The organism is Gordonia pseudamarae, from assembly GCF_025273675.1.
Taxonomy (GTDB): Bacteria; Actinomycetota; Actinomycetes; order Mycobacteriales; family Mycobacteriaceae; genus Gordonia; species Gordonia pseudamarae.
The window spans coordinates 3,906,396-3,918,571 of sequence record NZ_CP045809.1 but is presented as its reverse complement, the minus strand read 5'-3'; the positions used below and the strand labels follow the sequence as shown (position 1 = coordinate 3,918,571).

1 protein-coding gene (only partly in view) is annotated in these 12,176 nt (G+C 66.3%); it reads left to right on the top strand.

All coding sequences use genetic code 11. The features are described from left to right. On the top strand, positions 1 to 12,176 hold the 3' portion of the coding sequence (locus GII31_RS17225) for a non-ribosomal peptide synthase/polyketide synthase (RefSeq protein ID WP_260840072.1). Its footprint begins 47,743 nt before the window's first position; the window shows 12,176 of its 59,919 coding nt (coding positions 47,744-59,919); its start codon lies off the left edge, out of view; it ends in the stop codon at positions 12,174 to 12,176.

Sequence of the window (12,176 nt, the reverse complement as noted above, 5' to 3'; positions counted from 1 at the left end):
AGCGTCTCGAAGCGGTTGCTCGCGAACACAACGCCACTCTGGCCACCGCTCTGCAGGCCGCGTGGGCGGTGCTGCTGTCGCGGATCACCGGCAACCAGGTGGTCACCTTCGGTGAGACCGTCTCCGGACGCCCGGCCGAACTCACCGGCGTGGAGTCGATGGTGGGTCTGTTCATCAACACCCTGCCGGTGGTCGTCGACGTCGACCCGGCCCGGACCGTGGGCGGACTCCTCGAAGCTCTGCAGGCCGACAAGGTGAAGGTGCTCGACTACCAGCACATTCCGTTGCCGAAGATCTTCGCGGCCGCGGGAGTGGCGGCATCGTTCGACACCCTGATGGTGCACGAGTCGTACCCGATCAACACCGACTCGCTCTCGACCGCGGACGCCGGTGCAGTCGGCGGTCTGGAGATCGTCGGCATCGAGGCCACCGATGCCACGCACTACCCGCTGAACATGATCACCGCACCGGTCGCCGACGGCCTCGCCGTCGACCTCAAGTACCTGCCGTCGGCGTTCAGTGCCGAACACGTGCAGCAATATTCGGATGCGCTGGTACAGATCCTGACATCGTTCGCCATGGGCGATGACCGCGTACTCGCCGACATCGACCTGCTCACCGACACCCGTCGGGCGCAGGTAGCCGAACTCGAACGTGGCCCGGTCGCACAGGTTCCGGCCGGTACCGTTGCTGATGCTCTTGTGGCGCGGTCTGCTTCGACTCCTGAGTTGTCGGCGTTGTGGTTTGAGGGGCGCAGTGTCTCTTATGGCGAGTTGTCGGCGCGTACGGGTGTGCTTGCGCGTGAGTTGATTGCGGCTGGGGTGGGGCCGGATGTGGCTGTGGGTGTGTGTATCGACCGCTCGGTGGAGATGGTCGTGGCAATCCACGCGGTGGTCGCCGCCGGTGGCCAGTACGTCCCGATCGCCACCGATGCTCCGGCTGATCGTGTCCAGTACATGCTGGACACCGCCGGTGTGGGTGTGGTGTTGGTGACGGACACGTCATCTCACGTGGTTTCGAGGCTCGTCGCTGACGCTCCTCGCACCTCAACCGGCAATGGGGCAACCTCGTCGGTGGAGGTGACCTCTTCGCAGGTTGAGACGTTCTCTTCGTCGGTGGAGGTGTCGCCTTCGTCGGTTGAGGTGCCGCGAGCGCAAGCGAGTGGCGTCGAAACCTGGCGGGCCGGGAATGTCCGTACCATCGTCGTCTCGTGTGATGCCGAGGTGGATCTGACGGCACCGCCGGTCACTGATGCTGATCGTCTGGCTCCGTTGTCGTTGGATAACGCGTTGTACACGTTGTTCACGTCGGGTTCGACGGGTCGGCCGAAGGGTGTGACGGTGTCGCATCGTGCGGTGCTGAACCGTTTGTGGTGGGGGTTGGATGCGTTTGCGTGGGGTGTGGGCGACAGGGTGATTCAGAAGACGCCGTACACGTTCGATGTGTCGGTGCCGGAGTTGTTTGCGCCGTTGTTCACGGGCGCTCAGGTGGTGATTGCGCGTCCGGGTGGTCATGCGGATCCGGAGTACATCGCGGGTCTGATCGCTGAAACTCAGGCAACCTCGGTGCATTTTGTGCCGTCGATGTTGTCGGTGTTTGTTGATGTGGTCGATCGTGACCGGTTGGCGCAGTTGACGAGCTTGAAGTGGGTGTTTGCTTCGGGTGAGGCTTTGCCGGCGGCTGTGGTGGCTCAGGTGCACGAGGTGTGGCCGTGGGTGGGTATTCATAATCTGTTCGGTCCGACTGAGGCTGCGGTTGAGGTGGCGTGGTCCGATGTGAGTTCCGCGCCCGGCGTGGTGACTATTGGTGCGCCGGTGTGGAATACCGAAACCCTGGTCCTGGACAACCGTCTGCGGCCGGTACCTGTGGGTATCCCCGGCGAGTTGTACCTCGGTGGCGTCCAGATCGCTCGTGGTTATGCGGGGCAGCCGGGGATGAGTGCTGAACGGTTTGTCGCCGATCCGTACGGTGAGCCCGGTTCACGGCTGTACCGGACCGGTGATCTGGTGCGGTGGAACACCGCTGGTGAGATCGAGTATCTGGGTCGTACTGATTTCCAGGTGAAGTTGCGTGGTCAGCGCATCGAGCTCGGTGAGATCGAGGCGGTGTTGGCGGCGGTGCCGGGTGTGGTGCACGCGGCGGCGACCGTCGCCGCGACCGAGACCGGCGCCGATCATCTGGTGGCGTATCTGGCCCCGGCCGACATCGATGTCGAAGCGGTGAAGTCCGCTGCGGCACAATCGTTGCCGTCGTACATGGTGCCGTCGGTGTGGATGCTGCTCGATGAGGTGCCGCTGAACTCGGCGGGCAAGCTGGATCGCCGGGCTCTGCCCGCACCCGACTTCGGTGCGGTGAGTGCCGACTTCGTCGCCCCGCTCGGTGCGGTGGAAGAGCTCCTCGCCTCTGTCGTCGCGGGCCTGCTCGGTGTGGACCGGGTCAGTGCCACCGAGTCGTTCTTCGCGCTCGGTGGTGACTCGATCATGTCGATTCAGCTGGCTTCGGCGGTGCGGGCGGCCGGGTTCGATCTGTCGCCGCGGGAGATTTTTGAGCGGCGCACGGTGCGGGGGATGGCTGCGGCGATCACCGATACCTCGGCGCGTCTGCCTGAGCTGGCCGAGCCCGAAGGTGGGGCGGTGGGCGCGATGCCGCTACCCGCGATCGTCTCGTGGATGCTTGAGCATTCGGACAGCGCAACCGATTTCGCCGACTTCAACCAGGCGGTCACCCTGGCCGCGCCGCGGGATCTGACCGTCGAGGTGCTCACCGAGCTGGTGGCCGAACTGGTCGCGCATCATCCGATGCTGTCCGCTGCGATGGTGCCGTCGGCGAGCCTCGACGCCCCACGACACGACCTCGCGGTCGCAGCCGCGTGGCAGTTGTTCGCCGGTGCCGACTTCGATGCCGCCGCAGCGGTGTCCGTGATCAACTCCGAACACGCCGTCGGTACCGCCGGATTCTCGGCCGACCTCACCCGCGCCCACCGACTGGGGGCGGGCCGCCTCGACCCGGCCACCGGCAGCATGGTGCAGGCGGTACTGGTGACCGGGGCGAGCGCGGCGACGGGGGATGATACCGACGCGGCAGGCGTCGGGCGGATCGTGCTCACGATCCATCACCTGAGCGTGGACGCGGTGTCATGGCAGGCGATCATCGAGGATCTCGTCACCCTGTGGGCCCAGCGTTCTCAGGGCCATCCGTACCGGTTGCGGGTCAACACCACCTCGCAGCGCGCGTGGGCCACTGCCATCGCCGAGCGTGCCGGTGAGCACACCGGTGAGGTCGGTTACTGGCTCGAACGGCTGCCCGAGCGGCCCACCGATCTCGGCGCCACGGTCGACCGGGCGCGTGATCGCGTCAGCACGCTGCGCGCGCACACCGGTTTCGTCGACGCCACCGTCACCGAAACGGTCCTCACGGCCGCGCCAGAAGCGTTCCGGTCCAACGTGAGTGATGTGCTGCTGGCCGCACTCGCGCGGGCCGTGCGCTCGTGGCAGCGCGATCACGGCATCGTCGACGACAACCCCGTGTCGGTGCTCGCCGAAGGCCACGGACGGTACGAGGAAGTCCTCGAAGCCGGGCCGGACCCGGTGCGGGCCGACCTGTCGCGGTCGGTCGGCTGGTTCACCAGTATCGCACCGCTCAACCTCGACCCGGCCGCCGACGCGGTACACGCGGTGAAGGCCGCCAAGGAGGAACGGCTCGCACAGCCGTACTCCGGCATCGGATTCGGCCCGCTGCGTTACGGCGCCGCGACAGAGCTCGCAGCCCGTCCGCTGCCGTCGATCGTGTTCAACTATCTGGGTGCCGGTAGCGGCGGAACATCCCGGGCCAGCGGAACGACGGGGGGATCGTCGACAGCCGCCGCGACCGAGCCGCTGCCGTTCATGGGTGCCGAAGGCCCCGGCTACCCGGGTTCGCCCGCCGGCGGCATGGTGGCCCAGGGGGTTCTCAACATCAACGTCGCCACCGTCGGAGTCGACGGCGGACGCCGGCTCAGTGCCACCGTCAGCTACCCGGCCGGTGTCATCGGCGAGGCCGACGTGGCAGACCTGACCGCACGCTGGTCGGCGGAACTGGCCGACATCGCCGCCTTCGTCGCCGCCGGCAACGATCCCGGTCTGTCGCCGTCGGACGTTCCGGGGACCGACATCGGGCAGGCCGATCTCGACGCCCTGGCGCAGCGGTACCCGACCGCCGACGTGTGGCCGCTCGCACCACTGCAGCGTGGCCTGTTCTTCGAGGCCGAACTGGCCGCCGCCACCGACGCCGGCGTCGACGTGTACGTCGCCCAGTCTGTCGTCGCGCTCGGCGACATCGACACGGCCCGGTTGCGTAGTGCCGCCGACGGCCTGGTCGCCCAGCACCGGGTGCTGCGGTCCGGCTTCGTGCTGACCGACTCCGGGGCGGTGGTGTCGGTGGTGCCCGAGCAGGTGACGGTGCCGTGGTCCGAGATCGATCTCGGCGACATCACCGACGATGCCGCATCGCGCCGTGTCTCGGAGATCGCGACGCAGCAGCGGGTGCTGCCGTTCGACCTGGCCGTACCGCCGCTGCTGCGGTTCGTTCTCGTGCACTACGGCGCGTCGTCGACGCTGATCGTCACCAACCATCACCTGATCCTCGACGGCTGGTCGGGTCCGCTGGTGATGGCCGATCTGCTGTCGCTATACGCCACCGGCAAGCCGTTCACCGGCACCCGGCCCACCGACTTCGGTGACTACCTGCGGCTCATCGCGCACCGCGACGAAGCCGCCGGAGTACAGGCCTGGCGCGAGGTACTCGCGCCGGTCGAGGGCCCGACGCTGGTCGCCGGAGCCGTCGAGGCCAGCGAAGCCCTGCTGCCGCGCGACAGCGAAACCGTTATCGACGGTGAGCTGATCACCCGCGTCGAAGCGGTGGCCCGCGAACACGGCGCCACCCTGGCCACCGTGCTGCAGGCCGCGTGGGCGGTGCTGCTGTCGCGGATCACCGGCAACCAGGTGGTCACCTTCGGTGAGACCGTCTCCGGACGCCCCGCAGACCTCGACGGGGTCGAATCGATGGTGGGCCTGTTCATCAACACCCTGCCCGCGGTGGTCGACGTCGATCCGTCGGCGACGATCGCGCAGGTGCTGCGGCGGGTGCAGTCCGACAAGGTGAAGGTGCTCGACTATCAGCACCTTTCGCTGCCCGACATCGCTGCGACATCCGGAAGCCGGATCGGCTTCGACACGCTCGTGGTGCACGAGTCGTATCCGGTGGATGCGGCGGCCATCGAGAACGCCGGCGCATCGGGGGCAGGTGGTCTGGCGGTGCGTTCGGCCGACTTCAGCGACTCCACGCACTACCCGCTCAACATGGTGACCATGCCCGAGGGCGACGGCCTACTGCTGCGCCTGAAGTACCTGCCTGCCGCGTTCACCGAAGCTCAGGTGCAGGTGTTCGCCGGTGCGCTGGTGTCGATCCTCGATGCGATCGCCGCTGATCCGGACGGCCTGACGGCGGACATGGTGTTGGCTTCCGCCGACGTTCTCGACGCCGCGGTCGCGTCCGGGACCGGCCCGGTCACCACGGTTCCGGCCGGTACCGTTGCTGATGCTCTTGTGGCGCGGGCTGCTTCGACTCCTGAGTTGTCGGCGTTGTGGTTTGAGGGGCGTGGTGTCTCTTATGCCGAGTTGTCGGCGCGTACGGGTGTGCTTGCCCGTGAGTTGATTGCGGTCGGGGTGGGGCCGGATGCGGCTGTTGGTGTGTGTATCGACCGCTCGGTGGAGATGGTGGTGGCTATTCACGCCGTCGTTGCTGCCGGTGGTCAGTATGTGCCGATCGCCACGGATGCTCCGGCTGATCGGGTGCGGTTCATGCTCGAGACTGCTGGTGTGGGTGTTGTCCTGGTGTCGGACACGTCATCTCACGTGGTTTCGAGGCTCGTCGCTGACGCTCCTCACGCCTCAACCGGCAATGGGGCAACCTCGTCGGTTGAGGTGCCGCGAGCGCAAGCGAGTGGCGTCGAAACCTGGCGGGCCGGGAATGTCCGTACCATCGTCGTCTCGTGTGATGCCGAGGTGGATCTGACGGCACCGCCGGTCACTGATGCTGATCGTCTGGCTCCGTTGTCGTTGGATAACGCGTTGTACACGTTGTTCACGTCGGGTTCGACGGGTCGGCCGAAGGGTGTGACGGTGTCGCATCGTGCGGTGCTGAACCGTTTGTGGTGGGGGTTGGATGCGTTTGCGTGGGGTGTGGGCGACAGGGTGATTCAGAAGACGCCGTACACGTTCGATGTGTCGGTGCCGGAGTTGTTTGCGCCGTTGTTCACGGGCGCTCAGGTGGTGATTGCGCGTCCGGGTGGTCATGCGGATCCGGAGTACATCGCGGGTCTGATCGCTGAAACTCAGGCAACCTCGGTGCATTTTGTGCCGTCGATGTTGTCGGTGTTTGTTGATGTGGTCGATCGTGACCGGTTGGCGCAGTTGACGAGCTTGAAGTGGGTGTTTGCTTCGGGTGAGGCTTTGCCGGCGGCTGTGGTGGCTCAGGTGCACGAGGTGTGGCCGTGGGTGGGTATTCATAATCTGTTCGGTCCGACTGAGGCTGCGGTTGAGGTGGCGTGGTCCGATGTGAGTTCCGCGCCCGGCGTGGTGACTATTGGTGCGCCGGTGTGGAATACCGAAACCCTGGTCCTGGACAACCGTCTGCGGCCGGTACCTGTGGGTATCCCCGGCGAGTTGTACCTCGGTGGCGTCCAGATCGCTCGTGGTTATGCGGGGCAGCCGGGGATGAGTGCTGAACGGTTTGTCGCCGATCCGTACGGTGAGCCCGGTTCACGGCTGTACCGGACCGGTGATCTGGTGCGGTGGAACACCGCTGGTGAGATCGAGTATCTGGGTCGTACTGATTTCCAGGTGAAGTTGCGTGGTCAGCGCATCGAGCTCGGTGAGATCGAGGCGGTGTTGGCGGCGGTGCCGGGTGTGGTGCACGCGGCGGCGACCGTCGCCGCGACCGAGACCGGCGCCGATCATCTGGTGGCGTATCTGGCCCCGGCCGACATCGATGTCGAAGCGGTGAAGTCCGCTGCGGCACAATCGTTGCCGTCGTACATGGTGCCGTCGGTGTGGATGCTGCTCGATGAGGTGCCGCTGAACTCGGCGGGCAAGCTGGATCGCCGGGCTCTGCCCGCACCCGACTTCGGTGCGGTTGCGGCAGGATACGTCGCCCCGGCGACCGACTCCGAAACCTCGCTGGCCGCGGTGTTCGCACACCTGCTCGGCGTCGAGCAGGTGTCGGTGACCGAGTCGTTCTTCGATATCGGCGGCAACTCGTTGTCGGCGATGCGCCTGGCCGCCCGAGCCTCCGATGCCCTGGGTGTGGAGGTGTCGGTGCGTGATGTGTTCTCCGCACCGAGTGTTCGGGAACTGATCGCCGCGACCTCCGGTCACGGCACCGCTCTGGCCCCGATCACCGCTACCGTGCCCCGGCCGCAACGGATTCCGTTGTCGTTCGCGCAGCAGCGGATGTGGTTCATCAACCAGTTCAATCCGGGATCGGCCGCGTACAACATGCCCGCAGTACTCCGGTTTGGTGCGGCCAGGGAGGTCGATACCCGACTGGACCTCGAAGCGCTGCGGTTGGCTGTCATCGATGTGCTGTCCAGACAGGAGGTGTTGCGCACGACGTTCCCGGCAGAGGCCGGAGTGCCGTGGCAGCACATCGGTGATGTGAACGAGTTCGATGCTCGTCACATCTGGTCGGTAGTCGATTCGGAGGCCGATCTGGTCGCCGCTGCCACAACCGGATTCGATCTCACTGCCGACTGGCCGGTACGGGTTCGGGTACTCCCCGAAGGCGATTCGGTGCTATTCGCCTTGGTCCTGCACCACATTGCCGCGGACGGGGAGTCCTTTGCTCCGCTGTTGACCGACATGATCGCCGCCTATATGGCACGGTCCGCCGGCCGGATACCGGACTTCGCACCGCTGGAGGTGCAGTTCGCCGACTACGCGATCTGGCAGCACACGCAGTTGGGTTCACCCGATGATCCCGATTCCGTGGTGGGCCGCCAGCTCTCTTACTGGCGTGAGCAGTTGCGCGGAATCCCCGACGTCCTGGCATTGCCCACCGATCGGCCCCGTCCGCCGGTGGCTTCGCAACACGGCGGGAACGTCGGGTTCTCGCTACCGGAAGAACTCACCGAACGTATCGGGCGAACAGCCCGCGCCCACGGCGTCACTCCGTTCATGGTTGTGCACGGTGCACTGGCCGTGCTGCTGGCTCGACTGAGCGGATCCGACGACATCACCATCGGCACTCCGGTCGCCGGTCGTGGTCAGTCGGTGCTGGATCGACTGGTCGGCATGTTCGTCAACACGCTGGTCCTGCGGACCCGCGTAGATTTCGGAGCGACGTTCGATGACATCCTTGCCGACGTCAAGGCCACCGATCTGGCCGCATTCACCAACGACGCGGTGCCTTTTGAAGCGATCGTCGATGCGCTCAACCCGATACGGTCCGAAGCGTTCGCGCCACTGACCCAGGTGTGGTTCTCGGTGCAGCAAGATGCCGGGGCGGAACTGATCCCAGCCGACGGAATCACCGCTGACGATGCACTGGTGGTCTCTTCCGTCGACACCGGACCGGCGCCGGTACAGGTCGATCTCATCATCGATATCGACACCCGGGCATCGGCAGGCCACTGGCAAGGTAGCGCTCGGTTCGCGACCGACCTGTTCGACGAGGCATCGATAGAGCTTCTGGTGTCGAGGTTGGTCATGGTTCTCGATGAGGTGACCAAGGACTCGTCGGTGGTGATCGGCGATATCGGATTGCTCGACGAAGCAGAGGCCACGGCGATCGCATCGCTTGAGTCCGGTGTCGATATCGAGACTGACGGTACTGATCCGGTGATCGTCGGCGAACAGGTCACGCTGGCGGATCTGGTGGTGCGGCGGGTGGAGCAATCACCGTCACAACTGGCACTGATCGCCGGCGACGTGAGGTTGTCGTTCGCCGAACTGGGATCGGCCGTCACATCGCTGGCACAGCAGCTGGGTGTGGCTGCGGAGGACGCGGTTGCGGTCAGCATGCCGCGGTCGGCGTCGCTGGCGGTGGCGGTATACGCCATTGCGGTGTCCGGTGCCCAGTTCGTGCCGCTCGACCCTGAGGCACTGACTGATCGAGCGTCCTACATTCTGCGTACTTCGGGTGCACAGGTGATTGTGGTGCCCGCAGGTGGGGTATCGGCCGAGATCGCCGAAGCGGCCGCGCGTGCCGGTGCCCGTCTCATCGAGGTCGATGACGAGGCGGTGATCGAGGCCGCACGTGGAGCCGACGCGGCGGATCTGGAGTCGGTCGTCCACGTGCCTCGGATGGATGCGGCGGCGTACACGATGTTCACCTCCGGGTCGACGGGTCGGCCGAAGGGTGTTGTGGTGTCGCATCGCTCGGTGGTGACGCATCTGCTCCACGATGTGGCAGCCAACGAGCTAACCGCGCGCGATGTCTTCGCGCAGGTCCTTTCGTTCACATTCGATCCGTCGGTGCTGGAGTTCTTTCGGCCGGTCGCCGTTGGCGGTCCGCTCGTCATGCTCACGCAGGACGAACACCGGGATCCGGCCCAGTTGGTGTCGTTGTTCGTCCGGAATCAGGTGTCAACGGCGATCATGGTGCCGTCCATGCTCGCGACGATTCTGGAGATTGCCGCCGACACGTCGCTCAGAGCGATTCCGTTCCGGGTGTTGTGCGTTGGCGGTGAGACGATGCCGGCAGCGTTGGTGCGTCGGGCGTTCGAGCTGTGGCCGGGATTGCTGGTACCGAATCAGTATGGGCCGACCGAGACGACGATCTACGCGACGCGAGCGGAGCTGTCACCGGGGGTCCCGGTGACGATCGGTCGGCCGCTGTCGAAGACCGTGGCTCGGGTGCTTGATGAGCGTTTGCATCCGGTTCCGGTGGGTGTCGCCGGTGAGCTGTACCTGGGTGGCGACTTGGTGGCGCGCGGCTACGCGGGGCGGCCCGGATTGACCGCTGAACGGTTCATCGCCGATCTGTACGGTTCAGCCGGCGAGAGGCTGTATCGCACCGGTGATGTGGTGCGGTGGACGGCTTCGGGCGAGCTGATGTACGTGGGCCGGTCTGATTTCCAGGTGAAATTGCGTGGTCAGCGTCTGGAGCTGGGGGAGATCGAGACCGTCCTTGCGTCGGCGCCGGGCGTGTCGCATGCCGCAGCCGCGTTGACCGGTAGTGCTGCGGACGCGGTCTTGGTCGGATATGTGTCACCGGCGTCGGTGGACCTGAATGCGGTCAAGGAACACGCATCGGCGTCGTTGGCCGCGTTCATGGTGCCGTCGGTGTGGGTTCGGCTGGAGACCATGCCGCTCAGCGCCTCGGGAAAGACCGATCGCAGGGCGTTGCCCGCAGTCGGCGCGGGCGGAGCGGATCGGGAGTTCGTCGCACCTGAGACCGGGCGGGAACAAGTCCTCGCCGCGGTGTTCGCCGAGTTGCTCGGCGTCGATGAGGTGTCGGTGGCCGAGTCGTTCTTCGACCTCGGCGGCAACTCGCTGTCGGCGATGCGTCTGGCCGCCCGAGCCTCCGATGCGCTGGGTGTGGAGGTGTCGGTGCGGGATGTGTTCGACGCACCGAGCGTGCGGGAACTCATTGTGGCCGTGGCCGGGAACTCCGCGGCACTGGCTCCGATCACGGCGGCCGACCCGCGGCCCGCACACATCCCGCTGTCGTTCGCGCAGCAGCGCATGTGGTTCCTCAACCAGTTCGATCCGGCGGCGGCGACCTACAACATCCCGGTCGCGCTCAGCGTCTCGGGCGATCTGGACGTGGATGCGCTGCGGCAGGCCGTGATGGATGTGGTGGCCCGGCACGAGGTGCTGCGCACCACCTTCCCTGCGGTCGACGGTGAGCCCTACCAGCAGATCCACGATGTGGACTGGGCACAGGCCAACCTCGACTGGCAGGTCGTCGACTCGCAGGACGAGGTCGCCGCCGCGATGTCGACGGGCTTCGATGTGGCCCGCCGGCCCGCGTTCCGGGTGCGGCTGCTGCGCACCGCCCCGGCCGAATGGGTGTTCGCGGCGGTCATTCATCACATCGTCGGTGACGGTGAGTCGATGCGTCCGCTCGTCACCGACGTGATGACCGCCTACATCGCCCGGTCGGCCGGACATGCGCCGGAGTTCGCGCCGCTGGAGGTCCAGTTCGCCGACGTCGCGATCTGGCAGCACACGATGCTCGGCGACCCGCGTGATCCCGAATCGGTGGCCGGCGGCCAGCTGGCGTACTGGCGACGGCAACTCGGCGGCCTGCCCGACGTACTCGAGCTGCCCGCAGACCGGCCGAGGCCCATCGTGGCCTCGTCGGCAGGTGCGCAGATCGGTTTCACCGTGCCCGCCGACGTGTCGGCCCGCATCGACGAACTGTCGGCCCGTCGCGGGGTCACCGCCTTCATGACGGTGCACGCCGCGCTCGCGGTGCTGTTGTCCAGACTCACCGCGACCGACGACATCGCCGTGGCCACCCCGATCGCCGGGCGCGGTGATCGGGTGCTCGACCCGCTCGTCGGCATGTTTGTCAACACTCTGGTGCTGCGGGCCGAGGTCGATCCGGTGATGTCGTTCAGTGACCTGCTCGATCAGGTCCGGTCGGCAGACCTGGGCGCCTTCGCCAACGCCGACGTACCGTTCGAGGCCGTCGTCGACGCCGTCGACCCGGTGCGGTCGCAGGCATTCGCACCGTTGGCGCAGGTGATGCTGACGCTCGTGCATACGGGCGGGAGTTCACCGGACGCGCAGAACTCCGACGGTGTCCAGGCCGGTGGTGTGCGGGTCACACCGATCGACGCGCCGCTCACATTTGCCCAGCGGGACCTGTCGGTGAACATCGGTGTGGTGCCGGGCGGTGAATGGGGTGGATCGCTCACCTATGCGACCGACCTGTTCGACGAGGTGACGATGCGTACCTTCGCCCGGCGTCTGGTGATGCTTCTCGACGCGCTGACCGCCGCGCCGGACGACGCGGTCGGCACCGCGCCGATCATCGCAACCGACGAACGTGACAACCTGGCGCAATGGTCGAGCGGTTCGGTGATGACTCTGACGTCGCGGACTATCACCGACTCGCTGGCCGTCCTCCGTTCGGGCGATAGAATTAACGGTTCGGGTGCCCTGGGCGATAATCGACCTGGTGACAACTGA